Source organism: Curtobacterium subtropicum, assembly GCF_030362975.1.
Classification (GTDB): domain Bacteria; phylum Actinomycetota; class Actinomycetes; order Actinomycetales; family Microbacteriaceae; genus Curtobacterium; species Curtobacterium subtropicum.
In genome coordinates, this window is the sequence record NZ_JAUCMM010000001.1 from 571,062 (window position 1) to 596,749 (window position 25,688).

Sequence of the window (25,688 nt, forward strand, 5' to 3'; positions counted from 1 at the left end):
TCACTTCGTCTCGATCTGCGGGAAGGCTGTCTGCACGCGGTAGCCAGCCTCGAAACTCGGGTCGAACTTCAGCACGACGCGCACCTCGCGACTGTCGTAGAAACCGTTCTTTGGCGACCATCCTCGGCCGATGACATCCTGTCCGCGCCAGGTGACAGGCTTACCGGTGTTCGCGCTTGTCCTCCCGTCGCGAACGTCCTGGAGCCATCGTTGAATGTCCTCGTGCCGATAATCAAGCGTCCGCTCGATGATCCGATCGACATCGGGCACCGACCCTGTGAAGGCACTGTTCGTCTGCGGCGGATCGCCCCGAGAGCTGAGGAAGTCATCCAGGCGCTTCCCTGTCCAGCCACTTCGAACGTGCTTTGTCTCTGTGTGAGGCCCGTACTCGCCAGGCTCAGCCTCGATGCCCCTGATCCCGCCGTGATCCGTGAAGCCCGACGACTCGACACCATGTCGATCGAACTCAGGATGTTTCAGCTGATAAGCCTCGACCTTGTCGTCCCAAATCTGCTTGAAGGCTGCGTCGTCGAAGGGATCACCCCCGACTTCGTGGTCACGCGCCCACTGCGCAAAACTGTCGTCGAATCGCTCGGCCAGCGCATCGAGATGCTCTCGTGCAACGCCTCGTGCCGACCACTCCTCGACGGACCTCGCGAGGTCCCTTGCACCGAGCTTGCCCAGCCCTGCGGCGAGTTCCTCAGCCCGACCGGCACGCCCTGCCCAACCTTCGGGCCCGAGGAAGCTCGTCCCCACCACCGATGCCGCGGCGCCGGTAGCGATGCCCGGGTGCTCGCGTGCGTCCTTCCACCAGTCCTGCGCCGCGTCGCCCATCGCACCGAGCGTCTGCCCTGCCTGGCCCTTCGGGTTCACCGCCGCGTCGAACCATGCCATCGGGTCCACGAGCAGGCTGAACGCGACAGCGCCGTCGGCCGCACCCTTCCACGCCGACCCGAGGTTGCCCCAGCTCCAATCGCCGCTGTTGTCCCATCCACCCAAGTGCAGGAAGCCACTGAGGGTCTTCAGCAGATCGTCCGTGAAGCCGTCCTCGAACTGCTCGGCCCACGTCTTCCCCTCGGCTGTTCCGACGCGCGACCAGGGCAGGTCGACGCCTCGAGCATCGAGGTCGCTCTCGGACGGCGCCACGAAAGCCTTCTTGACGGAAGCACCCGCAGCCTTCTTGATCGCGAGTGCACAGTCCGCCTGCGCCGCCAGCAGCAACGCAACCTGTTCGTTGATCCGCTGGATCAGCTGGTCGTTCTCGTACCGGGTACCGATGTCCTCGTACCACGGCACCGTCTTCGACTGCGGGTGGGCTTCCTCAGGCTGGTACCCGTTCCAGGATCCGGACACCGGCGCTTCGGCCTTCGGCGTGAAGGCGGACTCGAACCGTGGAACGCCGTGCTCCACCTTCGCGACGAATGCAGCGGCCTCGACTCGCAGCTCGTCGAGCCTGCGCTTCGGCTCCGCTGCCACGGACGCGTAGGTCTCGAGCGCCGACGCGACCTTCCGTGCAACGGTCCCGATCGTGTGGACGTCGTCGGTCACGGGGTCCATCAGGGCGAACACCTGCTCGGACTCCGGCGACTCGTACACGCCGGACAGCCGCTGCCACTTCGACGGCAGGTCGTCTGCGACGGTCTTCATCGACTGGCCGCCGGCCTTGATGGTGCCGGCGCCGGAGGACACGGCCGTCAGGTCGAGGTCCGTGCCTGGGATGCCCTCCGGATCGACGAGCCCGTGATCGCCGTAGCCGACACCACTCACCGTCGCGCCTCCGCCGCTCGGATGAAGAACGACACGTCGTGGCTCTCGTGCGCCGACAGCCCGGCGCGCTGCGCGTTCGCCGCCATCTCGAGGTCCCCAGCACGGTAGGCGTCGACGGCGTTCGTCACACCCTGGACTCCGCCGATCAGCCGGTAGGTGACCTGGTCGACGTCGTCCTGCGTCTTCGTCAGGAACGCACCCAGTGCCTCGTTCACGAGGTCGCCCGCTCCGCCCGCGACCTCGGCCACGCCGCCCTGCACCGACCGCAGTGCACTCGCGGTGCCGTTCACCGACGTGCTGACGTCGTCCATCACGGCTTCGACCCCTGCCGGATCGATCCGCCACCTCGGTGCACCCATCACCGTCCCCCCGTACGGGTGCCATCGTGCCGGAGCCCGCCAGCCTCTCGCAAGTCCTCAGGATGCACAGCGTCCGCTTGCAGATCACGCAGGCCGCTGGCCAGCGCCGCAGCGCCGGACCAACGTTCCCGTTCCGTGCCGCCGAACCAGAAGACGAATCCCGGAGACGGACCCGGCCCGACCGCGTGGCCGCGGAGGGTCTCGGCCGCGCCCGCCAAGCCACGGGCGCGCGTCTCGCGCGCTCCGGAGAACACCCCGAGTGGGGTCGGCGGTCCCGAGGTGCCCGTGTCGACGACGCCGTCGACGCGCCCACGACTGGTCGAGAACCGCGCCGACCGCGGGTGGCGACCGAGCATGACGGAACGGAGGCCCGCCTCCAGGCCGTCTCGGACCACGCGGAGGTCGTCGCTCGCCTCCGGCAACGCGATCATGCACCGGAGCGTCTCGAAGACGGACCGGGGACCACGCTGGACGATCAGCACCCCGCCGAGTGCGCGCGAACCCGTGCCGGTGACGACGAAGGTGGCGTCACGTGGAGATCGGCGCTCGGCCATCGCCGTCAGGCGTGCCGGTGCGAGCGCGGACGAGCCCTCGGCGAGACTGCAAGCGAGGTCCGTCCCGAACGAACGTTCCATGAACCTCGCCGGCGTCACGGCAAGCACCAGTCCGGCGTGTGCGGCGTGCTCGATCGTGAGGTCGACGTGCAACCGCAAGCCTGTCGGGCCGGGCTCGACCGTGCTCGGGTCCTCCGGCGACCAACGGAACCCATGGGCGGCCAACAGGTGCAGCGCCGCCCAGGACACGACCGCACCGCTCGCCGTGTGCAGCGTCGCGCCGTCGCCGGCCTGCACCTCGGCGAGCAGCGCTGCGTCCGCGCGGATCACGTCCCCCATGCGCTCGACCCTACCGCCGGCCGGTGACATGCCGGATGTCCTCCGAACGACCCGCAACTGCTCCCCGCAACGACGAGTGCGCATCCCGACGCGACCGTGAGCGCCCCGAGCCCCGCGATGCCAGGATGGGCCCATGAACGACCGCGCCGGCACCCCCGCGACCGCAGACGACCTCGTCGACCTCGACGCCCTCCTGGCCGCGTACCACGAGCGTGTCCCCGACGTGTCGATCCCCGAGCAGGAGGTGGTCTTCGGCACCTCCGGCCACCGCGGGTCCTCGCTCGACACCGCGTTCAACGACACGCACATCGCCGCGATCACGCAGGCGATCGTCGAGTACCGCGCCGAGCAGGGCACCACCGGGCCGCTCTTCATCGGCCGTGACACCCACGCACTCTCCGCCCCCGCCGAGCAGACGGCACTGCAGGTCCTCGCCGCGAACGGCGTCCGGGTGCTCGCCGACGCCGAGGACGGCTTCGTCCCGACCCCGGCGCTCAGCCACGCCATCATCAAGTACAACCGCGAAGAGCACGGCGACACCGCCGACGGCATCGTCATCACGCCGAGCCACAACCCCCCGCGTGACGGCGGCTTCAAGTACAACCCCCCGCACGGCGGCCCGGCCGACAGCGACGCCACGTCGTGGATCGCCGACCGCGCGAACGCGATCATCGCCGGCGGGAACGTCGACGTCCGCCGCCTGGACGAGACCGCTGCCGAGGGCTACGACTTCCTCGGCTCGTACGTCTCGGACCTCGAGCACATCATCGACATCGACGCGATCAAGCGCGCCGGCGTGAAGATCGGCGCCGACCCTCTGGGTGGCGCATCGCTGCCGTACTGGGAGCGCATCCGCGACCACTACGGTCTCGACCTGACCGTCGTGAACCCCGAGGTCGACCCGACCTGGGCGTTCATGACCCTCGACTGGGACGGCAAGATCCGCATGGACCCGTCGAGCCCGTCCGCCATGGCCTCGGTGCTGGCCCACAAGGACGACTTCGACGTCCTGACCGGCAACGACGCCGACTCGGACCGGCACGGCATCGTCACGCCCGACGGCGGCCTGATGAACCCGAACCACTACCTCGCGGTCGCGATCGAGTACCTCTACGCACACCGTCCCGAGTGGCGCGACGACGCCGCGATCGGCAAGACCCTCGTGTCGTCGAGCATCATCGACAGCGTCGCGGAGTCGCTCGGCCGCCGCCTGTGGGAGGTCCCGGTCGGATTCAAGTGGTTCGTCCCGGGCCTGATCGACGGCTCCGTGGCGTTCGGCGGCGAGGAGTCCGCGGGCGCCTCGTTCCTCCGCAAGGACGGCACGGCGTGGACGACCGACAAGGACGGCATCATCCTGGCGCTCCTGGCGTCGGAGATCACCGCCGTGACCGGCAAGACCCCGTCGCAGCTCTACACCGAGCTCACGGAGCGCTTCGGCGCGCCGGTCTACCAGCGCGTCGACGCCGCGGCGAGCAAGGAGCAGAAGGCCCGGCTGTCGAAGCTCGACGGCGACGCGATCACCGCCGACACCCTGGCCGGCGACCCCATCACCGCCAAGCTCTCGAAGGCACCGGGCAACGACGCGGCCGTCGGCGGCGTCAAGGTCGTCACCGACAGGGCCTGGTTCGCCGCACGACCCTCGGGCACCGAGGACGTCTACAAGATCTACGCGGAGAGCTTCGTCGGCCAGGAGCACCTGGAGCAGGTCCAGCGCGAGGCGAAGGAGATCGTGGACGCCGCGCTCGGCGCGTAGTCACCGACGACCGACCAGGGGCGCCACCGGAACCGTCCGGTGACGCCCCTGGTCGTCTCCCCCGTCGCGCGCAACGGCGTCGCGCCGGGCTGCCTCTCCTGCACATCCGCCTGAGCACCCTGCCGATGTCCACAGGAACGAGGCGGATGGGAACAATCCGTTTGCGCTGGTTGTATTTTTGCAGTGCGCGCAACAACGCTCCCCCGCGCCCGGGTGCGAGCGACGCGCGAGCACCAGTACGCACGGGAGACCTGATGACCCAGACGGCGACCGCACCCGCGGCCCCCACCACGTCCTCGAACGCGGTGATGAACCACCGGCAGATCCTGCTCGTCATCTACGGGCTGATGGCCGGCATGTTCCTCGGCGCGCTCGACCAGACCATCGTCGGCACCGCCATCCGCACGATCGGCGACGACCTGCACGGACTCGACCAGCAGGCCTGGGTGACCACCGCCTACCTGATCGCATCCACGATCACGACGCCGATCTACGGCAAGCTCTCCGACATCTTCGGCCGACGCCCGCTGTTCCTCACAGCCATCGGCATCTTCATCCTCGGGTCGCTCGCCGCGTCGTTCTCGACCTCGATGCTCATGCTCGCCGGGTTCCGTGCGCTGCAGGGCCTCGGCGCGGGCGGTCTGATGTCGCTGCCCTTGGCGATCATGGGCGACATGCTCGCTCCGCGCGAGCGCGCCAAGTACCAGGGCTACTTCCTCGCCGTGTTCGGCATCTCCTCGGTCATCGGCCCGCTCGTCGGCGGTCTGTTCGCCGGTGCGTCCCAGATCCTGTTCGTCAGCGGGTGGCGCTGGGTCTTCCTGGTCAACGTGCCCGTCGGCATCGTCGCGCTGATCATGGTGACGACGTTCCTGCACCTGCCGAAGTTCGGCGACCGCGGGACGCCCCGCATCGACTGGTGGGGCGCCTCGCTGGTCATCGTGACCCTCGTGCCACTGCTCCTCATCGCCGAGCAGGGCCGCGAGTGGGGCTGGGACTCCCCCGGCGCGATCGCCTGCTACGCGATCGGCGCACTGGGCCTCGTGGCCTTCGTGATCGTCGAGCGCTCGATGGGCGACGACGCCATCCTGCCGCTCAAGCTCTTCGGCTCGCGGGTCTTCTCGATGGCCGCGGTGCTGTCCGTGCTCGTCGGCTTCGGCATGTTCGGCGCGATGCTGACGATCCCGCTCTACCTGCAGATCGTCAAGGGCGTCACGCCGACCGAGTCCGGCTTCGCGATGCTGCCGATGGTGCTCGGCCTGATGATCTCCTCGATCGCATCCGGCCAGATCATCTCGCGCACCGGACGCTACGGCGTCTTCCCGGTCACCGGCACGGCGTTCACCGCGATCGGCTTCACGCTGCTGACCTTCCTCACCGCGGACAGCCCCCTCTGGTTCCTCATGCTGGGCATGTTCGGCATCGGGCTCGGGCTCGGCCAGCTCATGCAGACGCTGACCCTCGCGGCGCAGAACTCGGTCTCGCCGCGGGACATCGGTGTGGCCACGAGTGCGGCGACGTTCTTCCGCCAGATCGGCGGCACCATGGGCACCGCGGTGCTCCTGTCGGTCCTGTTCACGCTCATGCCGACGAACATCACCGGCGCGATGCAGAACGAGACCACCCTGAAGTCGGCGCTGAACGCCGCGCTCACCCCATCGGTCGCGAGCGCGTCCGAGAACAAGGGCGTGATGGACCAGATCTGGTCCAAGATCGTCGACCCGGTGCAGCAGAACGTGCAGCAGGGCCTCGACAAGGGTGCCTCCGCCGCGAAGCAGGCTGCCGACCAGGCCGTGACGCAACGGGTCACCGCACAGGTGCAGCAGCAGGTCGCCGCCGGTGCGATCCCTGCCGCCTCCGCCGGCTCGGTCATCGCCGAGCAGGTCGCCGCGAACAAGTCGGCCGCCGAGCAGCAGGCGCTCGAGACCGCGGCGTCGAAGGCGAACGCCGAGGTCGTCGACGGCACGCTGCAGGTCGACTACAGCAACGCCGACCAGCGGAAGGCCGTGGTCGACGAGGTCGCCCCGAAGCTGATCGACCAGCTGAAGAGCGGCGACACGGCAGCGAGTTCGTCCGCCGGTTCGGCCACGAGCGACACGTCGTTCCTGAACGGCGCGGACCAGCGACTCACCCGTCCGTTCCTGGTCGGGTTCAGCCAGTCAGCCGTCGTCGTCTACTTCGTCGGCCTCGGCGTGATCCTGCTCGCCTTCGTCCTGACCTGGTTCTTCCGGGTCCCGCCGCTCCGCAAGGTGTCGGCGCTGCAGGAGCAGGCGAACGCCGCGAAGGGCGACTCCGACCGCCTGACGGCGGACGCGCAGCGGGTGGCGGCGAACACCGGGTCGCTGGTCACCCCGGACACGGGCTCGGTGCGGGCGGTCCCGACCTCGCCGGACGTCACGGTGCAGCAGCCGCAGGACCGGTCTGGAGGCACCGCCTCCTCCGCCGCACGGCGCACCTCCGACGCGGGTGCCGCCGACCGCACCGGTCACCACCCCGAGGCCGGCACGCGGGCCCCGCTCGCCGACGCGAGCACGCACGGCGCACACGCCGCAGCGGCACCGGTGGACGAGCCGCCGGCGACGACGTCGACCATCCGGACGCACCCGGCGCACGCGGCGACGGACGGGGCGCCTGCGCCGGCCGAGCACCACGGGCGGCACTCCGCGGAGTAGGCCGCCGGAGCCGCTGTGAGGCGACATCGCCGACGTCGTACGACGTCGACGATGTCGCCTTCGTCGTCCGAGCCATGACGAGCCCCGACGGGGTCGCCGCCGCTCAGCCCTGCCGGTCCGGTACCGACTCGACCGCCGCGTGCGGCAACCGCCGTCGCATCACGTCGACCGCAACCGGGTTGTCGTCCACGAGCACGAACCGCCGGCCCAGGTCACGAGCGACCGCACCGAGGGTGCCGCTCCCCGCGAAGAAATCGAGCACCCAGTCCCCCTCGCGCGACGACGCCTGCACCATGCGGCGGAGCACCCCCTCGGGCTTCTGCGTCGGGTAGCCGGTCTTCTCGCTGCCGGTCGGCGACACGATCGTGTGCCACCAGACGTCGGTCGGCAGCTTCCCGCGCTCCCGCTTCTCCGGCGTCACGAGCCCCGGCGCCATGTACGGCTCGCGGTCCACCGTCTCGGAGTCGAACCAGTAGCGCTCCGGGTCCTTCACGTAGACGAGGATCGTGTCGTGCTTCGTCGGCCAGCGCGAGCGCGACTTCGCGCCGAAGTCGTACGCCCAGATGATCTCGTTGAGGAACGCGTCACGACCGAAGAGCGCGTCGAGCAGCACCTTCGCGTAGTGCGCCTCGCGGTAGTCGAGGTGCAGGTAGAGCGTGCCGTCGTCGCTCAGCAGTCGCCACGCCTCGAGCAGCCGTGGCTCGAGGAACGCCCAGTAGTCCTCGAACCGGTCGTCGAACCGCATCAGGTCGCCGCGGATCCGTTCGTAGGTCCGACCCCGGAAGCCCGTGATCGTCCCGGCGTCACCGACGGTCCGGCGCTCGGCGGTCACCGCGTGGCGCCGCTGCTTCCGGCCGGTGTTGAACGGCGGGTCGAGGTAGACGACGGTGAACGATGCGTCGGGCAGCGTCGGCAGCACGTCGAGGTTGTCGCCCAGCACGACGAGGTCCGGGCTCCGGTCGTCGAGGCTGCGCACCGCCCCATCCTCCCGCACCGCCCCGCCCTCCCGCGGCGCGGCCTGCCGTCGGACCACGGCGCTCAGGACGCCTGCGTCGACCCGGTGTCCTCGGTCGCCCGGCAGGTGACGCCGCCCGCGACGACGTCCGACGCGTCACGTGTGCCGCCGACGAACACGTCGGTCGCCGTCCCGGCCCGCAGGGCGGTGACCACCGCGAGGTCGTGCGGCGCGTCCACGGTCCCGATCGCCGCGGCGACCCGGAACTGCACGGCCGCAGCGGCGCAGTCGGCCGGAGCGGTCACGGCGAAGGCGACGCAGTGCGCCTCGTCGCACCCCTCCGGCGCGTCCGCGTCGACGTGGTCCTCGGCCCGCTGCGTCGCGGTGACGCGGTCCGTGTCCGCCCCGCCGTCGGTGACGCAGGACACGTCGCCGACGTCGGAGAACGCTTCGTCGTGGTTCTCGACCAGCACGAGCGGCACGTCCGCCGTGAGCGTGACCGTCCGCTCCTCGACCCGGCTCGGTTCCTCGTCGTCCTCGCCCGCGAAGAACCCGACCGTGACGACCGCGGTGCAGCTCTCGTCGGTGTCGATCTCGTACGCATCGCAGTTCGTGGCGCCCGGCGTCGAGTCGCAGGTGCCCTCCCACTCGTCGTCGCCGGCCAGCCACGTCACGTTCGTGTGACCGTCGTCCGACGACCACTCCGGCACCTGGGCGTCGTCCGGCCCGCCGAACCCCGGGTCGGCGGAGCCGAACGCCGCCGCAGCGACGTCCTCCACGGCGGGGACGAGGGGCAGGAGCGACATCGAGGTCCCCGCCACGAGCACGGCCGCTGCGACCCCGGCGGTGACGGCGACCAGGGCACGCTGGACCCGGGGCACGACCCGGGAGGGCGGGCCCTCGACGAAGGGCCGGGCGGACGGCACGGACCACGCCTCGGCCGACCAGGCGGCGAGGGCTGCCGCCTGGCCCGGGTCCGCGTGGGCCGCGGCACCTGGACCGGACAGCGCCTGCGCACGACGGGCGGCGGACCGGTCGCGGACCCGGCCGACCGCTGCCACGACCCCGTCGCCGTGCCGGGAGGCGCCGACCACCCAGAGCGCGACACCCGCGATGAGCGGCGCCAGCGCCAGGACGGCCGGTCCGTCGGTGGCCCAGAGGACGGCGAGGACGAGGAAGGAGGCGAGCGCCACCGCTGCGCCGACCACCGTCACCGCGGTCGTGCCGCGGGACACCGAGCGACGCAACGGCCGCGTCGGCACCCAGAACACCCATCCAGCGGGCGCCGGCGGCAGGTCGTCAGCGGGGGTCCACCCGGTGGCGGGCTCGGCACCCTGGTACAGGTCGACCCACGCGGCGGACGGCGTCGGCCAGCCCGGCGGGGTACGGAAGCGGAGCGAGGGCGTCGAGTCGGGCACGAAGTGAGAGTAGTGCCCGCAGCGACGCCGCACGGCCCCTTGTTCGGGGCAGCCCCGGACGCCGGTCAGGCCCGCGGCGTACCGTCGCCGCCATGGCATCACCCGAGGTCCGCAACGACACCGACGCGCAGCAGTACTCCCTGGTCGAGGACGGCGAGGTCATCGGCTTCGCGGCGTACGAGGTCGACGGCGACGAGATCCGCTTCACCCACACCGAGGTCGACCCCGCCCACCGCGGTGGCGGCCACGCGTCGATCCTCGTCCAGCACGCGCTCGACGACGTCCGCGAGGGATCGCTCCGGGTCGTCCCGATCTGCACCTACGTGAAGGCCTGGATCGAGCGGCACCCGGACTACCAGGAGCTCACGACCCGCTAGCGCCGCGGGCGCGCCGGACTCAGTACGTCCGGTCGAGCGTGCCGGGTCGCGCCTCGTGCCGACCGGCCTGCCCGACCGACGGCACCCGGATGAGCACGTTCCCGCTGAGCAGGTCGTGGTCGTCGTCGGCGGGCGTCGGGGCCTCCTTCGGGAGGCGCGACTGCCGCTCGTACTCGGCCTGCGTCTCGTGACGGGTCGGGGCGAACACCTCGTCCATCATCGCGCCGACGCCGCCGGATCCGCCGGTGCGTGTGGCCTTGTTCGACAGGTCGATCCACCCCACGCGATCGGCGACCCACATCACGACGGCCGCCGCGGCCACCGCCCCCAGGAGGATCAACCAGTTCACGGACCCGACGCTACGTCAGTCGACCGGCCAGGACCTCCGCCGCGCGGATGATCCTGTCGATCCGACGGCCGATCAGGGGACCCGCTCGAGCCACTCCCGCGTTGCGAACTTCGTCTCGACGAGCTCCTGCGCCCGAGCACGCTCGGCCTCGGTCACGTGGCCCTCGTGCGCACCGTAGAGCTTCGTGAACGTACCGATCAGCCGGTCGATGATCTCGGCCCGGGTCAGGCCGGTCTGGGAGCGCAGGGGGTCGACGCGCTTGGCGGCCGAGGTCGTCCCCTTGTCGCTCATCTTCTCGCGCCCGATGCGCAGGACCTCGACCATCTTCTGGCCGTCCATGTCGTAGCTCATGGTGGCGTGGTGGAGCAGGGCTCCGGTGCCGAGGCGCTTCTGCGCGGCGCCGCCGATCTTGCCCTTCGTCGACGAGATGTCGTTGAGCGGCTGGTAGTACGCCTCGATGCCGAGGGACTTCAGGGCCTCGATCACCCACTCGTCCAGGTAGGCGTACGAGTCCGCGAAGGTCATGCCCTGCACGAGGTCGGTCGGCACGTACAGCGAGTAGGAGATGATCGCGCCGGCGTCCATGAACATCGCGCCGCCACCCGAGATGCGGCGGACGACCTCGACGCCGTACTTCGCCGCTCCGGCCGGGTCGACCTCGTTCTTCAGCGACTGGAACGACCCGATCACGACGGCGGGCTGGTCCCACTCCCAGATGCGCAGGGTCGGACCGCGGCGGCCGGCCCCGACCTCCTCGGTCAGGACCTGGTCGAGCGCGAGGTGCTCGTTCGGGCTGATCGGCCCCTCGTGGACGATCTCCCAGTCGTACTCCTGCCACGTCGACGCCCGTGAGAGCGCGCGACGGACGGCGACGCCGACCGACTCCGGGGTGAACCCGAGCAGCACGGCGCCCTCGGGCAGCGCGGCGCGGACCGCGGCGGCGATGCCGGCGGCATCGGTGGTCGCGGACAGGCCGTTCACGGCCTGGTCGATCAGCGGCAGCGCGTCGTCCGGTTCGAGGAAGAAGTCACCCGCCAGCCGGAACTCCTGGATGCTGCCGTCGACGACCTCGAGGTCGACGACGACCAACTTGCCTCCGGGGACCTTGTACTCACCGTGCACGGTCCGAGCCTACGCCGAGCCGGACGGGAGGCGCGGGTCGGCCCCGCCACGCGCCTCCCGTCCGGTGTGCGGTCGCCTCAGCCCGCGCTCGGCGACCCCGGGGAATCAGGTTCCGGACACCGCACCGTGGAACTGCGCGGTGCTGTGTCCGGAACCTGGTTCCGACAGCAGCGACCGACGCGTCAGCGACCGACGTGGCGGTCGAGCCACGCGACCAGGTCGGCGACTACCTCGTCGCGGTTCGTCTCGTTGTAGACCTCGTGCCGTGCACCCTCGTAGACGTGGACCTGCACGTCCGACAGCCGGCCGCGACGGCGGTAGGCCTGTGCGAGGCGCTCGACCGAGCGGGGTCCACCGAGGGTGTCGTCGGAGCCGACCTGCAGCAGCACCGGCAGGTCGTGCGGGACACGGCGACGCGGCACCCCGAGCAGCCGCAGTGCGTCCGCGATCCCGAACAGCTTGATCACGTCGGCCTCGACCGCGAGCGGGTCGGCCGCGATCGCCTCGATGACCGCCCGGTCGCGCGTGATCCACTCGTACTTCGTCGGTCCGGAGCCCGCGTGCCGGGCGTTCAGGTCGCCGCTGTTCATCCAGCCGGGCAGCCGGTACGCCGTGGCGGAGAGCACCACCCCGTCGTACCGCTCGGACGAGGTGTTCACGATCCGCTGCGCCATGAGCGAGCCCCACGAGTGCCCGAGCAGCACGAGGGGCAGGCCCGGGTCCTGCTCGCGGGCGACGACGCTCATCTGCTCGACGGCCGCGATCGCCGCTCGCAGACCTCCGGGGCCGAGTCGTCCGAGCTGCGTGTGGTCGCCGCCCCACTGCGCCAGCCCGGTCCGGCCGTGCCCGCGGTGGTCGTTCGCGTGCACGATGTACCCGGCCCGGACGAGGTCCTGCGCGAGCGGCTCGTACCGGAGCCCGTGCTCCCCGACGCCGTGCGCGATCTGCACGATGCCCTTCGGTCGCCCGGCCCGCCACGTCGAGTAGACGATCTCGACGCCGTGCGCGTCGGTGAACGAGGAGTCCCCTCGGGCGGCGGAGAAGGTGGGCACGGGACGATCCTCGCAGACGTGCAGGCGGTGCAGGTGATCCGTGGCGTGTTCATCCGGCGTTCACGCAGGCGGTTCGGAGCAGGCCTAGCGTCACGCCCATGGACGTCCTCGTCACCGTCGTGCTGGTGATCGTGGTGGCCCTCGTGTTCGACTTCACGAACGGCTTCCACGACACCGCGAACGCCATGGCCACCTCGGTCGCCACCGGGGCCCTGAAGCCCCGGACCGCCGTGCTCATCTCCGCCGTCCTCAACGTGGTCGGTGCGTTCCTCTCCACCGAGGTCGCCGAGACCGTCTCGCAGGGCATCATCCGCGAGGGTCAGGACGGCGTCCAGATCAGTCCGACCATGATCTTCGCGGGACTCGTCGGCGCGGTGCTGTGGAACCTCGCCACCTGGTACTTCGGCCTGCCGTCGTCGTCCACCCACGCGCTGTTCGGCGGCCTCATCGGGGCGTCGATCATCGGCGCCGGACTGCACTCGGTCGACTGGGCCACCGTCGTCTCGAAGGTGGTGCTGCCCGCGCTGCTCTCGCCCGTGATCGCCGGCGTCATCGCCCTCGTCGCGACATACCTGGCGTACACGCTCACGCGGAACGCGACCACGCACGGCGCTGCGACCGGCTTCCGGCACGGCCAGACGATCTCGGCGTCGCTCGTGTCGCTCGCCCACGGCACCAACGACGCGCAGAAGACGATGGGCGTCATCACGCTGACGCTCATCGCGGCGGGCTACCAGGCCGCGGGGACCGGACCGGCGCTCTGGGTGATCCTGGCCTGCGGTCTCGCGATCGGCCTCGGTACCTGGACGGGCGGTTGGCGCATCATGCGGACCGTCGGCAAGAAGATCTCCGACGTGCAGTCGCCGCAGGGGTTCGCGGCGGAGACGAGCTCGGCGGCGACGATCCTGGTGTCCTCGCACCTCGGTTTCGCGCTCTCGACCACCCACGTCACCAGCGGGTCGGTGATCGGCTCGGGCCTCGGCAAGAAGCTCGCCGACGTGCACTGGTCCGTGGTCGGTCGGATCGTGGTGGCCTGGGTGGTCACGCTGCCCGCGGCCGCGGTCGTCGGCGCCCTCGCGACCCTCGTGGCCTCGACGAGCACGGTCGGCCTGGTGGTCGTCGCGGTGCTCGCCCTGGTCGGGGGCCTCGGCTTCTTCCTCCTCGCGCGGCGGAAGCCGATCACGAAGGACACCGTCAACGACGAACAGCCGGCCACCGAGCCGGCCTCGGTCTAGGAGGCACCGTGGACATCGACCTCAGCAGCATCGGCATCGTCGCCGGCGTCGGGTTCGTCGCCGCGGTCGGCATCGTGCTCGTCTACACGCTCGGTCTGCGGCTGCTCGGGACCGGGCAGCCGCAGGACGGCGCAGGCGAGCGCACCGCCCACCGTGACGAGACCCCGCGGTCCGGCCACACCCCGCCGGTCGCACTGGCGGGGGCGATCGTGTGCTTCGCGGTCTGCGCGGCGGCGGTGCTCTACGGGATCTGGCTGACCATCCCGCAGTTCCACTGAGGCGGGGCGGCTGGGAGGATCGTCCGGTGACCTCCCACCGCCTCGATGCCTCGCTCGACACCGCCGTCGACGTCCTGACCGCCGAGCGCGCGCCCGTGCTCTGCGTGCAGGACGGCGACACCGTCACCGTCCGGACGCTGAGCGCCGCCGGCTACACGGAACGGCTCCCGTCGCCCGGTGCCGACGCCCCGACGCTCCTCGACGGCCGCCGCGGGCACTGCCTGGTCGGACCGATCGCGGTCGAGGGGGCGCGCCCGGGCCGGGTGCTCGCCGTGCGCTTCGACGCGCTCGTGCCCGACGACTGGGGCTACACCGGGTCCGGCGGGGTCGACACCCCCGTCAACCGGGCACTCGGGCTCGCCGACCCGGCGTCCCGCGGACCGCTGCTCTGGGACGTCGACGCGGCAGCGGGGACGGCGCGGAACCAGCTCGGGCTCGGCGTCCGGACGGCGCCGTTCCTCGGCGTGGTCGGGCTCCCGCCGGAACCGACCGGAGAGCACTCGACGATCCCGCCGCGGCCGCTCGGCGGGGGCAACATCGACTGCCGTGAGCTGGTCGCCGGCTCGACGCTCTACCTGCCCGTCACCGTGCCGGACGCGATGCTCTCGGTCGGGGACGGCCACGCTGCGCAGGGCGACGGCGAGGTCTCGGGCACCGCGGTCGAGTGCGGGATGACCACCACGATGACGCTCTCGTTGCTCGACGGCGCCCCGGTCGAGGGCATCCACGCCGACACCCCTGCGGGGCGGATCACGTTCGGGTTCGATGCCGACCTGAACACCGCGACGACCACCGCGCTCGACCGGATGGTGGACTGGGTCGCCCGGCTGCACGGGATCACCCGCGGCCAGGCGCTGGCGATGGCGAGCGTCGCGGTCAGCATGCGCGTGACCCAGGTCGCGAACCGCACCTGGGGCGTGCACGCGCTGCTCCCCCACGACGCGATCCTCGCGCCCGCCGCGCGCTGACGGGCGCGCGCGCTGACGCTTCGAGCCCATCGCCCCCGACCTGGGATGCCGAACCGCGCATCGGAGGCAAGAAGTTCCTGCTCCCGATGCGCGGTTCGTCCTCCCACGCGCGGAACGGCACTCCGCGTCCGCTCAGTGCGCGGAGTACCCGCCGTCCACCAGGTGGTAGCTCCCGCTGATGAACGAGGCCTTGTCGCTCAGCAGGAACAGCACGAGCGCCGCGACCTCGGCGTCGGTGCCGAGCCGCTTCGCCGCGTGCTCGCCCTCGAGCGCCGCGAGCTCCTCGGCCGACAGTGACGACCGCACGAGCGGGGTGTCGATGAACCCCGGGCCGACCGCGTTCGTCCGGACACCCTGCGCCGTGTACTCGAGTGCGGCGACCTTCGTCAGCCCGACGAGCGCGTGCTTCGACGCGACGTACGCGGCGTTGTGCGCGATCCCGACCGAGCCGAGCACCGATGCCATGTTGACGATCGCGCCGCCGCCGGCCGCCAGGATCGCCGGGATCTCGTACCGGAGCCCGTAGAAGACGCCGTCGAGGTCGACCGCGCGGACCCGGTCCCACGCCTCGACGTCGTACTCGCCGATGGGCTGCGGAGCGGCGCCGATGCCCGCGTTGTTCACGGCGAGGTGGAGCGCGCCGTACGTGTCCACCGCGTGCTGGACCATCCGCTCGTTGTCCCCGGCCACCGCGGAGTTCGCCTCGAACGCACTCGCCGTGCCGCCCGCGCCCTCGATCTCGGCGACGACGCGCTGCGCGGCCTCGGCCTGGATGTCGGTGACGACGACCTTCGCGCCCGCCGCGGCGAGCTCCTTCGCGATCGCGGCCCCGATGCCGCTGCCACCGCCGGTGACGACGGCGACCCTGCCCTCGAACTCGGACATGTCCTCCTGCTTCCTCGACGTTCCGTCGATCGTGTACTGAGCAACACCTGTTGCGCAATGAGCGTACACCTCGGACATCCAGTTCGTTCGCTGAACTAATGAGGTAGGCTAACGGCCATGCCCGACCCCTCCCTCGCCGCCGACCTGCGCGTCGCGGTGGCCCGGCTGTCGCGGACCCTCCGCGCGCAGAAGGTCGACGCGAGCATGACCGACGGACAGTTCTCGGCCCTCGCCCGACTCCACCGCGAGGGCGCCATGACCCTCGCCGAGCTCAGCCGCCAGGACGGCGTCACCCCGCCGAGCATGACGAAGTCGATCGCCGTGCTCGTCGACCGCGGCCTCGTGTCGAAGGTCGACCACGGCGACGACCGCCGCAAGGTGCTGCTCGCCGCGACCCCGGCCGGGGCGACCTTCGTGGAGGAGACCCGACGGCGCCGCGACGACTGGCTCTCCCCGCGCCTCGGCGACCTGACCGAGACCGAGCGACACACCCTGGCCGAGGCCACCGAGATCATGAGGAGGCTGGCCCAGCAGTGACCGCCGTCTTCCGCTCCCTGTCCGCCCGCAACTACCGCATCTGGTTCGCCGGCGCCCTGGTCTCCAACGTCGGGACCTGGATGCAGCGCACCGCCCAGGACTGGATCGTCCTGACGAAGCTGTCCGACAACGATGCGATCGCCGTCGGCATCACGATGGCGCTGCAGTTCGGCCCGCAGCTGCTCCTGCTCCCCCTGACCGGCCTCGCCGCGGACCGCTTCGACCGGCGCCGGATGCTCATGCTGACCCAGGGGCTGATGGGGGCACTCGGACTCGGTCTCGGCATCATGGTCCTCACCGACACGGCGACGCTCTGGTCGCTGTACGGCTTCGCCCTGGCACTCGGCATCGTGGCCGCCTTCGACACCCCGATCCGACAGGCCTTCGTCTCCGACGTCGTGCAGGGCGAACACGTGTCGAACGCCGTCGCCCTGAACTCCGCGTCGTTCAACGCCGCCCGGCTGATCGGCCCGGCGGTCGCGGGCGTGCTCATCGCCGCGATCGGGTCCGGGTGGGTGTTCGTCATCAACGCCGGCTCGTTCCTGGCCGTCCTCGTCGCACTCCGCTTCGTCGACCCGACGCAGCTCGCCGAACGGGTGCGGCCGAAGCGCGGCAAGGGGCAGATCATCGCCGGCTTCACCTACGTGCGGACCCGGCCGGACATCATCGTGGTGCTCTGCATGATCTTCGTCGTGGGGACCTTCGGCGTGAACTTCCCGATCTTCACCTCGACGATGGCGCGGGTCGAGTTCGGCAAGGGTGCCGGCGAGTTCGGCCTGCTCAACTCCGTCATGGCGATCGGCTCGGTCGCGGGCGCGCTGCTCTCCGCACGACGGGACCGCCCGCGGATGCGCACGCTCGTGATCGCCTCGGCCGGTTTCGGACTGGCGTGCACGGCAGCCGCGGTCGCCCCGACCTACTGGACCTTCGCGGTCGTGCTGGTGTTCGTCGGCCTGGCGTCGCTGACGTTCATGACCACGGCCAACGCGCTGGTGCAGACCACCACGAAGCCCGCGATGCGCGGCCGGGTGATGGCCCTCTACATGGCGATCTTCGCGGGCGGCACCCCGATCGGTGCGCCGATCGTCGGCGCGGTCGCCGACGCCTGGGGACCGCGCTGGGCGATCGTCGTCGGCGCCGCTTCCGGGTTCGTCGCGCTCGCGATCGCCCTGGTGTGGCTCATCCGCTGGGAGCACCTGCGCCTGCGGTACGACGCGGACGCGCGGCTGCACCTCGCGGTCACGCACGCGGTGCCGGTGGTCGGCACGCGGGCGTCCCGCGCCGCGGTGCGGCGCGACCTGGAGCGTGACGAGGCAATGGCGGACCGGTCCAGCTCGGTCTGACGGGCCGGGAGGCACGGGTCATCCCCGCCGTGTTCCCACCGCGACCACGTGCCGGCCGGGAGGCACGGATCACCCCGCCACGCACGCGCCGCGACCGCGTGCCGGCAGGGCGGGACGGGTCGACGTCACCACGAGCCTCCCGGCCGACCCGGCGGCGCCGCGCCGCAGTGTGTCGCAGGCCGCGTCGCCGGCCGCGTCGCAGGCCGCGTCGCCGCACGCGCGACGGCGGCGACGGCACTCAGTGCGTCGGGGCTGCGACCGCGAAGACGCGTGCCTCGAGCGCCTCGACGACGACGCCCACGGCGGCGGCGAGCCCCTCGGCCACGACACGGATCCCAGCCGGATCACCGACGTCCACTCGCCCGAGCGCCGACCGCGCGACCCGGAACGCCGCGACCTGGTCGTCCACGCACGCCGGCGCGACGTCGGACAGGCAGTCGTCCGCCCGCGCCGCGAGGAACGCGAGCGACCGCGGAGAGTGCGACTCGTGGAGCAGGAACCCGGCGGCCTCCTGCGGAGCGACGCCGCTGTGGTCGCGCCCTCGGCGGAAGGCCTCGCCCGCCCCGCAGGCCCGCAGCGCGGTGGTCCACGACGCCGCCGAGCCGGCATCCACGAGCGGGGACGCGAGCAGCCGCGCCGTCAGCCCGCACCGCAGCAGGGACCTGCCCAGGGTGAAGAACTCCCAGACCTCGTCGCGGCTGACGTCACCCTCGACGACACCGACCGCCAGCGCGCTGCGCTCCCGGACCCAGCCGAGGAACTCGTGCGCCCGGTCGACAGCCACCTTGCGGGGCATCCGCGAGCGGGTGACGTCGAGGCAGTCCCAGAGCTCCGTCGACACGACCTCGCGCGCTCGACGCGCGTGGTCACGCGCGACGCCGACGGCGTGGGCGACCGATGCCGGTTCGTGCCGGTCGAGTGCCAGCGACTCGACGACGGCCGCCCGGTCGCGACGACGCCCCGACGAGCGCGCCCCGACGACGCGGTGCAGCGCCGAGCCGACCACGGACTCGTCGTCGACCACGCCGGCATCGGGTCGGACGACGTAGACGTCGAGCATCCGCGCGACGACGTCTGCCCGTTCGACCGCGCTCCCGACGTGGAACACGCTCCCCGCGAGTCGGCTCAGCACGTCGGCTCCTGCATGCGGCGAAGCTACCGACCGGGCGTTGCGACAGTGTTTCGGAGCCGCGTCACGGGTGTTGCGACCACATCCGACAGCCGCGCTCCCAGCAGACGCTCGCTAGACAATCTAACTAGAGCGTCTAGCATTGTCCGTATGACGACCGAGGTGACGAACACCACCACGGGCTTCTGGTACGGGGCCGGTTCCAGGGTCGACGCGGTGGACGTACTGAACGCGCTCCGCAGGTACCGGAGCGCAGAGAGTGCCGCGCAGCGCCGAGCGCGCGAGGCACTGGGCATCGGGGAGAACGCCCTGCTCGGGCTGCGGATCCTGCTGGACGCCGAGTCCGAAGGGCGCTCCGTGAACGCGAAGGAGCTCGCCGACCGACTCGAGATCACGCCGGCGTCGACCTCGGCGCTCGTCGACCGGCTGGTCCGCAGCGGCCACGTCGAGCGGCACGCCGACCCCCACGACCGACGCGGAGTGATCCTGACGGCGTCGGGCGGATCGATGCGGCAGGTGCTCCAGGTGATCGACCAGCTCGACACCCGCGCGATCGAGGTCGCCGAGCACCTCCCGCAGCAGGACATGGGCGTCGTCATCGCGTTCCTCGAGGAGATGGCACGGGTCGTGGACCACGAGGACGACGAGACCGCGACGGAGCACTCCGCGTAGCCTCGGCACATGCGCAGCACGCCGGACGACCACGTGGGTGTGCCACCGCGCGGCCCGGAGGAACCGCAGCCGAGCGGACCGGTCGGCCACCACCCGCGCGACCCCGAGGACGACATGCCGCTGGCCGAGCTCGATGCACGCGCTCGGGCGGACGCCGCACTCCGGCGCATCCGGGACGGTGCCGACCCCGCTCGTGAGGCCTTCGACCTGGCGAACACGATGAACGACGAGGCGGTCGGGCGGCTGCGCGGAGCAGTCCTGCGCTGGTTCCGCCGCGGCTGACCCGTCGGTCCCCGGCCGGACCTCCGGTCCGGCGGTCGACGTCCGGTCAGTCGGTCGACGTCCGGTCGGTCGGTCCACGTGGGGTCAGTCGGTCGACGTCCCCTCGTCCGTGAACGCCGTACCGACGGCCGCGATGTCGTCCCCACCGTGGCCTGCGGCACTCGCCCGCCCGTAGACCCCGTCGAGTGCGTCGAGCAGGGTCGTCGACACACCTGCGGACCGAGCGGCCTCGCCGATCAGGCCGATGTCCTTCCGCAGGCCGTCGAGGGCGAACTGCGGCGCGAGGTCCCCGCCGATCATCGCGGCGCCCTTGGTGTGCGCGTAGGGCGAGTCGCTCGCGGTGCCGTCGATCGCGTCGAGGAACAGCTGCGGGTCGAGGCCGAGGGCTCGGGCGATCGCGAGCGACTGCCCCGTGGCGGCGGTGATCGACGCGATCCAGGCGTTGGCGGCGAGCTTCAACGCCGTCCCGTCGCCGACCCGCTCTCCCGCACGGACGGTCTTCGCACCGACGGCATCGAGCACCGGCTCCACGCGGTCGAGCACGTCCGAGGGGCCAGCGGCGAGCATCGTGAGCTTCCCCTGCTCCGCGGGGGCCTTCGTCCCGAGCATCATCGCCTCGACGAGGGTGATGCCGTACTGCTCCGCGAGCCGCACCACGGTCTCGGTGCCCGCGACTCCGACGGTCGACGCCTGCACCCACACGGCGTCCGCGGGAGCATCGCCCGCGGCGGCCTCGAGGACGTCGACGACCGCGTCGGTGTCGAAGAGGGTCAGCATGACGACCTCGGCGTCGGTGACCGCGGCGGCGGCGTCCGTCGCCACCGTCGCCCCGTCGTCACCCAGCGGACGAGCCTTGTCGGCGCTGCGGTTCCAGACGGTCACCTGGTGCCCGTCACGCAGCAGGGACTTCGCGACCCCTGCACCCATCGTCCCCGTGCCCAGCACCGTCACGCGCACCAGTGTCTCCGTCCTGCGTCCGGCACCCTGCCGACGACGACCTCGACGCTACGCCTGCGCGGGGAGGACGGGCCGTGCCGGACCGCTGGACCATGGATCACCGGGCAGGACGACGGCTCAGAACAGGCCGCGCGCTGCGAGCCAGGGCGCCGGGTCGACGGGTGCCCCGCCGATGATCACCTCGAAGTGCAGATGCGGTCCGGTCGAGATGCCGGTGCTGCCGACGGCGCCGACCTGCTCGCCGGCCGACAGCGACTGCCCGGGCAGGACGTCGATGCGCGACAGGTGCCCGTACCGGGTCTGCGTACCGTCCGGGTGCGCGAGGAGCACCTGGTTGCCGTACCCGCCGAGGGGACCGGCGGAGACCACACGCCCGGGCATCACGGCGACCACCGGTGTGCCGGCCGCCGCAGCGAAGTCGAGGCCGTGGTGGTTCGTCGAACAGGCGCCGCACCCGGCGACCTGGCGTCCGCCGAAGCCTCCGGCCGTCGGGATCGTGCCCGCGACCGGGCGGACCGCACCCGCGCCGGTCGTGATCTGCACCCCGCCGTGGCGGGCACTGCCCGCGCGGGTCTGCCGCACGTCGAAGCCGTCGCGGGTCACGGTGACGGTGACCCCGGACGCGACGCGGTAGTGCTGCTCCGGCGCGGGCGCGAGGTGCCGCGCGGGAGTGGGTGCAGCCGTCCGTGCGGCTCCGAGACCGAGCCCGGTCGGGTCGTCGAGTGCTGCGGCCGGCGTCGCTCCGGAGACGACCAGGCAGGCTGCGAGGGCGGACGCGGTCACCGGGAACAGGCGCGTCGTCGACCCTGCTCGTGCCGCCGGGAGCGCGGCGGGGCGCCGGGTCCGAGCTGCGACGACGGACCGACGAGGGCCGGGGACGTGCGGGAGCTCCGGGACGTGCGGGCCGGGTGCTCCACGCCTCCGGCGGCTGGCCGTGGTGCCCGGACGGAGGGCCAGGGCGCGCAGGCCGCCGCCGCGGAGGTCCGTCCGGCGCGGACCGCCGGAGGTGGCCGTCGACCTGCGGCGCTCGCGGAGCTCCCGACGGCGCGGCAGTGGTGCTCCGGACAGGGTGGGGTCGGGGGTGGGCACCGGGGCGGCGGCAGGGGGGACCGCCGCCCCGGTGGTCTGGTGGCCGACGCCGACGGGCCGTGCGACGGAGGCGTTCGCCGCCCGGCGGGCCGCTCCGCGGGGGCGGATCGGCGATGTCGCTGAGGGTTGTGTCGCGGTCGCGACGCGAGCGCTGTCGGTCGGGGTCATCGTGTCGGTGGTCGTGTCGGTGGTCGTGTCGGTGGTCGTGTCGTGACGGAGGTCGGGTCGGTGGTCGTACCGTGACGGAGGTCGTGTCGCGCCGGGTCGCGTCGTGATCGGGCGTTCCGTCGCTCCGACGTCCTCCGCCGGTGCCGTCGGTGTCCGCCGACTCAGCCGCGGACCACGCCGTCGCGGGTGATCCGCTCGAGCTCGCAGACGACGGCATCGACCACCGCGCGGGTGATCGCGTCCGTCACCGCCTCGACCAGGGCGAGCTGGTCGGGCGTCACGACGACCTCGTTCGGGAGCGCGGACCCGACCCGCTGCGGGATCTCGTCGATGGCGGCGACCAGGGCGGCCGGCACGAGGGCGGAGCGCATCGGGGGCACCGGGGCGGTCAGCGGCGAGGTGGGCGCGGGGACGACCCGGGTCCGTGCGGCGGTCACCGAGACGGCCGCGGCGGGGGCCGGCGGGGTCATCCGGGACCGCGACGACTGTTCCACCGCCGGGGGCTGGATCGGGGTCTGGCCGTGCGACGGCGTCTCGGCTCGGGCCGCTGCCGAGGCTGCCGCGGCACCGTGATGCGCGCGCTGCGAGATCGAGTCGAAGAGGGGCGTGGAGGACATGCTGCTTGCCTTCCGGTCAGTGGTGGATCGGTCCGTCCTGGGCGGTCCGACTGGGCTCGTGCCTCGGGCACGAGCACGATTCAACCACTGATATGCAGAATGTGCAATAGCGCGTGCGAGATCAGTCCGGTTCGACCGCCTGTGTCGGGTCGTCGCGCCGGAGCACCTGCTTCACCCGCTCGACGATCGTCGACGGCGGGTTGTTGTAGGCGTTCGCGGGCTCCTGCCCGCTGAGCGCCTGGATCGCCTCCATCACGGCGTCCGTCGCGTGTCGCCGGGCCCGTCCGGACGATGCCTCGCCGAAGTGGGACAGGTCCATCGGCGCTCCGAACTCGATGGTGACCCGGGCCAGCCTCGGCAGCCGTGACCCGACGGGCTGCACGTCCTCCGTGCCGGTGAGCGCGACCGGCACGACCGGTGCCCGGCTCGTCAACGCCAGCCATGCCACGCCGGTCCGTCCCCGGTAGAGCCGACCGTCGAGGGACCGGGTGCCCTCCGGGTAGATCGCGAAGGCTTCGCCCGCCTGCAGTCGCTCGAGCCCGAGGTCGAGGGCGTGCTGCGCGGCCGCTCCGGCCCCGCGTTCGACGCCGATGGCACCGATGCCGCCGAAGAACGCCCGCGAGACCGCGCCGCGCAGCCCGGTGCCGGTGAAGTACTCCTGCTTCGCCAGGAACGACACCTTGCGAGGCGCCATCAGCGTGATCGCCGGGGAGTCGATGAACGAGCGGTGGTTGCTCGCGAGGATGACCGGCCCGTGCTTCGGGACGTTCTTCCGCCCGACGATGCGCGGACGCCAGACGAGACGCGCGAGCGGTGTCACCACCGCACGGCTCATCGTGGTGGCGAACTTCGTCGTACCGGGCACCGGGCCTCCTCGTCGTGGGAGGTTCCGAGTGTAGTGAGCGCCGTCGGGACCACATTCCGACTGCGGAATGCGTCTGCGGTGACTGCCGCGGGCACCCGCTGCGGGAGCGTCAGCCGTGCGCGGCGACGACGTCGAGGACGGCTCGTCCGTAGCGCTCGAGCTTCGCCCCACCGATGCCGGAGATCTCGCTCAGGGCGTCCTCATCCGCGGGCTTCACCGCGGCGATCCCGCGTAGCGTCGCGTCGTTGAACACCACGTACGCCGGGACCCCCTGCTCGCGGGCCTGTGCCGCACGCCATGCACGCAGCGCCTCGAACAACCCCATCGCCTCCTGCGGAACGTCCGTGACCGCCTGGCGTCGGGCTCGTGAGGTCCGCGGAGCCTTGACCGGGTCACGGCGCATCAGCACGCGCGTCCGGCCGCTCAGCACCTCAGCGCTCGTCGGGCTGAGGACCACCGTGCCGAAGCCGTCGCCGGACACCGCGGCGTAGCCCTGCGCCAGCAGCTGCCGCGCGACGGCGCGCCACTCCCCCTCGCCCAGGTCGTTTCCGATGCCGAACGTGGCGAGCGAGTCGTGTCGGAGCTCCTGCACGCGCGGCGACTGCTTGCCGACCAGGATGTCCACCAGGTGCGCGACGCCGTACCGCTGGCCGCGCTCACGCTCGAGGCGCACCACCGTCGACAGGAACTTCTGCGCGGGCACCGTGCCGTCCCACGGCTCGGGCGGCGCGATGCACGTGTCGCAGTTGCCGCACGCCGTCGACTCCTGCCCGAAGTACGCGAGCAACCGGACACGGCGGCACTCGATCGTCTCGCAGAGCGCGAGCATGGCGTCGAGGTGGGCGCTGAGCTGTCGCCGGTGCGCCGCGTCGCCCTCGGACTGGTCGATCATGCGGCGCTGCTGCACGACGTCGTTCAGCCCGTACGCGAGCCAGGCCGTCGACGGCAGTCCGTCGCGGCCCGCGCGGCCGGTCTCCTGGTAGTACCCCTCGACCGACTTCGGCAGGTCGAGGTGCGCCACGAACCGGACGTCGGGCTTGTCGATGCCCATGCCGAACGCGATCGTGGCGACCATGACGACGCCGTCCTCGCGCAGGAAGGTCGACTGGTTGCGCTCGCGGACCTTCGCGTCGAGCCCGGCGTGGTACGGCAGCGCCGGGATCCCCTGGTCGGCGAGCGCCGCCGCGGTGCGCTCGACCGAGTTCCGCGACAGGCAGTAGACGATGCCGGCGTCCCCGCTGTGCTCGGTCTTGATGAAGGTCAGGAGCTGCTGCAGCGCGCCGGTCTTCGGCTCGATGCGGTACTGGATGTTCGGCCGGTCGAAGTCAGCGACGAAGTGCGCGGCGTCGTCGAGCCCGAGTCGGCCGGAGATCTCGCGGTGGGTCTGTGGGGTCGCCGTCGCGGTGAGGGCGATGCGCGGCACCGTCGGCCACCGCTCGTGCAGCACGCTCAGCTCGAGGTAGTCCGGCCGGAAGTCGTGCCCCCACTGGGCGACGCAGTGTGCCTCGTCGATGGCGAACAGGGCGATGCGCGCGCGGTCGAGCAGGGAGCGCGTGGACTCGAGCCGCAGCCGCTCGGGCGCGAGGTAGAGCATGTCGACCTGGCCGGAGACGACCGCCCGCTCGACCCGGGAACGCTCGTCGGGGCCCTGCGTGGAGTTGAGGAAGGCGGCGCGCACGCCGTTCGCGGCGAGGGCGTCGACCTGGTCCTGCATGAGGGCGATGAGCGGCGACACGACCACCCCGACGCCGTCGCGGACGAGCGCGGGCACCTGGTAGCAGAGCGACTTGCCGCCACCGGTCGGCATGAGCACGAGCGCGTCGCCGCCCGACACCACCTGGTCGATGATCGCGGCCTGCTGCCCGCGGAAGGCGTCGTAGCCCCACACACGGTGCAGGACGTCGAGCGCGGCAGCCCGCGACGGCGAGGTCGTGGTCGTCGTGCTCATG

At 71.8% G+C, this 25,688-nt stretch carries 25 protein-coding genes; 10 read left to right on the forward strand and 15 right to left on the reverse strand.

What is annotated here, in order from left to right; genetic code table 11:
- Genes QUG98_RS02600 through QUG98_RS02610 form a run of 3 tightly spaced genes read right to left on the reverse strand, consistent with a single transcriptional unit; the run spans position 1 to position 3,019 of the window.
- Positions 1-1,767, reverse strand: a complete 1,767-nt coding sequence (locus tag QUG98_RS02600; protein WP_289469066.1) for an RNase A-like domain-containing protein — start codon at positions 1,765-1,767, stop codon at positions 1-3.
- Positions 1,764-2,126, reverse strand: a complete 363-nt coding sequence (locus QUG98_RS02605; protein WP_289469067.1) for a DUF6507 family protein — start codon at positions 2,124-2,126, stop codon at positions 1,764-1,766. Before QUG98_RS02605 ends, QUG98_RS02600 begins: the two co-directional genes overlap by 4 nt.
- Positions 2,126-3,019 (reverse strand): DUF6177 family protein, encoded by an 894-nt coding sequence (locus tag QUG98_RS02610; RefSeq protein WP_289469068.1) that lies wholly within the window; start codon positions 3,017-3,019, stop codon positions 2,126-2,128. Before QUG98_RS02610 ends, QUG98_RS02605 begins: the two co-directional genes overlap by 1 nt.
- 133 nt (positions 3,020-3,152) lie before the next feature.
- On the opposite strand from QUG98_RS02610, the gene pgm reads away from it, so the two are divergent.
- Both pgm and QUG98_RS02620 read left to right on the forward strand, forming a co-directional pair.
- Entirely contained in the window at positions 3,153-4,772 is a 1,620-nt protein-coding gene (pgm, locus tag QUG98_RS02615) for a phosphoglucomutase (alpha-D-glucose-1,6-bisphosphate-dependent) (RefSeq protein WP_289469069.1), read from the forward strand.
- A gap of 254 nt (positions 4,773-5,026) precedes the next feature.
- Positions 5,027-7,441 carry a DHA2 family efflux MFS transporter permease subunit gene (locus QUG98_RS02620; protein WP_289469070.1) on the forward strand — a complete coding sequence of 805 codons (2,415 nt, stop codon included), beginning with the start codon at positions 5,027-5,029 and terminating at the stop codon, positions 7,439-7,441.
- Between the two features lie 103 nt (positions 7,442-7,544).
- Here the strand turns inward: QUG98_RS02620 and QUG98_RS02625 are convergent, their stop codons facing one another.
- Both QUG98_RS02625 and QUG98_RS02630 read right to left on the reverse strand, forming a co-directional pair.
- Positions 7,545-8,417 carry a DNA-methyltransferase gene (locus QUG98_RS02625; RefSeq protein WP_289469071.1) on the reverse strand — a complete coding sequence of 291 codons (873 nt, stop codon included), beginning with the start codon at positions 8,415-8,417 and terminating at the stop codon, positions 7,545-7,547.
- Between the two features lie 62 nt (positions 8,418-8,479).
- Positions 8,480-9,814: a hypothetical protein gene (locus QUG98_RS02630; protein ID WP_289469072.1), complete on the reverse strand. Its 1,335-nt coding sequence runs from the start codon at positions 9,812-9,814 to the stop codon at positions 8,480-8,482.
- A gap of 92 nt (positions 9,815-9,906) precedes the next feature.
- Between QUG98_RS02630 and QUG98_RS02635 the strand changes: the two genes are divergently transcribed.
- Positions 9,907-10,191, forward strand: a complete 285-nt coding sequence (locus QUG98_RS02635; protein WP_058728523.1) for a GNAT family N-acetyltransferase — start codon at positions 9,907-9,909, stop codon at positions 10,189-10,191.
- A gap of 19 nt (positions 10,192-10,210) precedes the next feature.
- Here the strand turns inward: QUG98_RS02635 and QUG98_RS02640 are convergent, their stop codons facing one another.
- From QUG98_RS02640 to QUG98_RS02650, 3 genes are all read right to left on the reverse strand, one after another.
- A complete protein-coding gene (locus tag QUG98_RS02640) occupies positions 10,211-10,540 on the reverse strand; it encodes a hypothetical protein (RefSeq protein WP_289469073.1) in 330 nt (109 codons plus the stop codon).
- A 72-nt stretch (positions 10,541-10,612) separates the two neighbouring features.
- Positions 10,613-11,662: a lipoate-protein ligase LplAB gene (lplAB, locus tag QUG98_RS02645; RefSeq protein ID WP_289469074.1), complete on the reverse strand. Its 1,050-nt coding sequence runs from the start codon at positions 11,660-11,662 to the stop codon at positions 10,613-10,615.
- 182 nt (positions 11,663-11,844) lie between these two features.
- Entirely contained in the window at positions 11,845-12,714 is an 870-nt protein-coding gene (locus QUG98_RS02650; RefSeq protein ID WP_289469076.1) for an alpha/beta hydrolase, read from the reverse strand.
- Between the two features lie 98 nt (positions 12,715-12,812).
- On the opposite strand from QUG98_RS02650, the gene QUG98_RS02655 reads away from it, so the two are divergent.
- Genes QUG98_RS02655 through QUG98_RS02665 form a run of 3 tightly spaced genes read left to right on the forward strand, consistent with a single transcriptional unit; the run spans position 12,813 to position 15,195 of the window.
- Complete coding sequence (locus tag QUG98_RS02655) at positions 12,813-13,949, forward strand: inorganic phosphate transporter (RefSeq protein WP_289469077.1); 1,137 nt, start codon at positions 12,813-12,815, stop codon at positions 13,947-13,949.
- An 8-nt stretch (positions 13,950-13,957) separates the two neighbouring features.
- A complete protein-coding gene (locus tag QUG98_RS02660; RefSeq protein WP_289469078.1) occupies positions 13,958-14,227 on the forward strand; it encodes a hypothetical protein in 270 nt (89 codons plus the stop codon).
- A 26-nt stretch (positions 14,228-14,253) separates the two neighbouring features.
- A complete protein-coding gene (locus QUG98_RS02665; protein WP_289469079.1) occupies positions 14,254-15,195 on the forward strand; it encodes an acetamidase/formamidase family protein in 942 nt (313 codons plus the stop codon).
- Positions 15,196-15,327: 132 nt separating this feature from the next.
- Here QUG98_RS02665 and QUG98_RS02670 read toward each other — a convergent pair whose 3' ends face one another.
- On the reverse strand, positions 15,328-16,080 hold the full coding sequence (locus QUG98_RS02670; protein WP_289469080.1) for an SDR family NAD(P)-dependent oxidoreductase: 753 nt from the start codon (positions 16,078-16,080) through the stop codon (positions 15,328-15,330).
- 117 nt (positions 16,081-16,197) lie between these two features.
- Here QUG98_RS02670 and QUG98_RS02675 point away from each other — a divergent pair, with 117 nt between their 5' ends.
- Both QUG98_RS02675 and QUG98_RS02680 read left to right on the forward strand, forming a co-directional pair.
- On the forward strand, positions 16,198-16,617 hold the full coding sequence (locus QUG98_RS02675) for a MarR family winged helix-turn-helix transcriptional regulator (RefSeq protein ID WP_289469081.1): 420 nt from the start codon (positions 16,198-16,200) through the stop codon (positions 16,615-16,617).
- On the forward strand, positions 16,614-17,960 hold the full coding sequence (locus QUG98_RS02680; RefSeq protein WP_289469082.1) for an MFS transporter: 1,347 nt from the start codon (positions 16,614-16,616) through the stop codon (positions 17,958-17,960). The genes QUG98_RS02675 and QUG98_RS02680 overlap by 4 nt, the downstream gene beginning before the upstream one ends.
- Before the next feature lie 238 nt (positions 17,961-18,198).
- On the opposite strand, the gene QUG98_RS02685 is transcribed toward QUG98_RS02680, so the two are convergent.
- Positions 18,199-19,092, reverse strand: coding sequence for an alpha-E domain-containing protein (locus tag QUG98_RS02685; RefSeq protein WP_289469083.1), 894 nt, complete (start codon positions 19,090-19,092; stop codon positions 18,199-18,201).
- A 147-nt stretch (positions 19,093-19,239) separates the two neighbouring features.
- Between QUG98_RS02685 and QUG98_RS02690 the strand changes: the two genes are divergently transcribed.
- Together QUG98_RS02690 and QUG98_RS02695 are read left to right on the forward strand one after the other, a co-directional pair.
- Entirely contained in the window at positions 19,240-19,761 is a 522-nt protein-coding gene (locus QUG98_RS02690) for a MarR family winged helix-turn-helix transcriptional regulator (protein WP_289469085.1), read from the forward strand.
- A 9-nt stretch (positions 19,762-19,770) separates the two neighbouring features.
- Positions 19,771-20,043, forward strand: coding sequence for a hypothetical protein (locus QUG98_RS02695; RefSeq protein WP_289469086.1), 273 nt, complete (start codon positions 19,771-19,773; stop codon positions 20,041-20,043).
- Positions 20,044-20,127: 84 nt separating this feature from the next.
- On the opposite strand, the gene QUG98_RS02700 is transcribed toward QUG98_RS02695, so the two are convergent.
- The 5 genes from QUG98_RS02700 to recQ form a co-directional block, all read right to left on the reverse strand.
- Positions 20,128-20,994 (reverse strand): NAD(P)-dependent oxidoreductase, encoded by an 867-nt coding sequence (locus tag QUG98_RS02700; RefSeq protein ID WP_289469087.1) that lies wholly within the window; start codon positions 20,992-20,994, stop codon positions 20,128-20,130.
- Between the two features lie 123 nt (positions 20,995-21,117).
- Positions 21,118-21,783 (reverse strand): M23 family metallopeptidase, encoded by a 666-nt coding sequence (locus tag QUG98_RS02705; protein ID WP_289469088.1) that lies wholly within the window; start codon positions 21,781-21,783, stop codon positions 21,118-21,120.
- A gap of 635 nt (positions 21,784-22,418) precedes the next feature.
- Entirely contained in the window at positions 22,419-22,874 is a 456-nt protein-coding gene (locus tag QUG98_RS02710) for a hypothetical protein (RefSeq protein WP_289469089.1), read from the reverse strand.
- Between the two features lie 121 nt (positions 22,875-22,995).
- Positions 22,996-23,739: a lysophospholipid acyltransferase family protein gene (locus QUG98_RS02715; protein ID WP_434533408.1), complete on the reverse strand. Its 744-nt coding sequence runs from the start codon at positions 23,737-23,739 to the stop codon at positions 22,996-22,998.
- 109 nt (positions 23,740-23,848) lie between these two features.
- On the reverse strand, positions 23,849-25,687 hold the full coding sequence (gene recQ / locus QUG98_RS02720) for a DNA helicase RecQ (RefSeq protein WP_289469090.1): 1,839 nt from the start codon (positions 25,685-25,687) through the stop codon (positions 23,849-23,851).
- Between the last annotated feature and the right edge of the window lies 1 nt (position 25,688).

What these genes read in the sequence shown, in the direction of transcription:
- QUG98_RS02605 (WP_289469067.1), bottom strand. Translation starts at nt 2,126, where the DNA reads ATGGGTGCACCGAGGTGGCGGATCGATCCGGCAGGGGTCGAAGCCGTG.
- QUG98_RS02610 (WP_289469068.1), bottom strand. Translation starts at nt 3,019, where the DNA reads ATGGGGGACGTGATCCGCGCGGACGCAGCGCTGCTCGCCGAGGTGCAG.
- pgm (WP_289469069.1), top strand. Translation starts at nt 3,153, where the DNA reads ATGAACGACCGCGCCGGCACCCCCGCGACCGCAGACGACCTCGTCGAC.
- QUG98_RS02620 (WP_289469070.1), top strand. Translation starts at nt 5,027, where the DNA reads ATGACCCAGACGGCGACCGCACCCGCGGCCCCCACCACGTCCTCGAAC.
- QUG98_RS02635 (WP_058728523.1), top strand. Translation starts at nt 9,907, where the DNA reads ATGGCATCACCCGAGGTCCGCAACGACACCGACGCGCAGCAGTACTCC.
- QUG98_RS02655 (WP_289469077.1), top strand. Translation starts at nt 12,813, where the DNA reads ATGGACGTCCTCGTCACCGTCGTGCTGGTGATCGTGGTGGCCCTCGTG.
- QUG98_RS02670 (WP_289469080.1), bottom strand. Translation starts at nt 16,080, where the DNA reads ATGTCCGAGTTCGAGGGCAGGGTCGCCGTCGTCACCGGCGGTGGCAGC.
- QUG98_RS02675 (WP_289469081.1), top strand. Translation starts at nt 16,198, where the DNA reads ATGCCCGACCCCTCCCTCGCCGCCGACCTGCGCGTCGCGGTGGCCCGG.
- QUG98_RS02690 (WP_289469085.1), top strand. Translation starts at nt 19,240, where the DNA reads ATGACGACCGAGGTGACGAACACCACCACGGGCTTCTGGTACGGGGCC.
- QUG98_RS02695 (WP_289469086.1), top strand. Translation starts at nt 19,771, where the DNA reads ATGCGCAGCACGCCGGACGACCACGTGGGTGTGCCACCGCGCGGCCCG.
- QUG98_RS02710 (WP_289469089.1), bottom strand. Translation starts at nt 22,874, where the DNA reads ATGTCCTCCACGCCCCTCTTCGACTCGATCTCGCAGCGCGCGCATCAC.
- recQ (WP_289469090.1), bottom strand. Translation starts at nt 25,687, where the DNA reads ATGAGCACGACGACCACGACCTCGCCGTCGCGGGCTGCCGCGCTCGAC.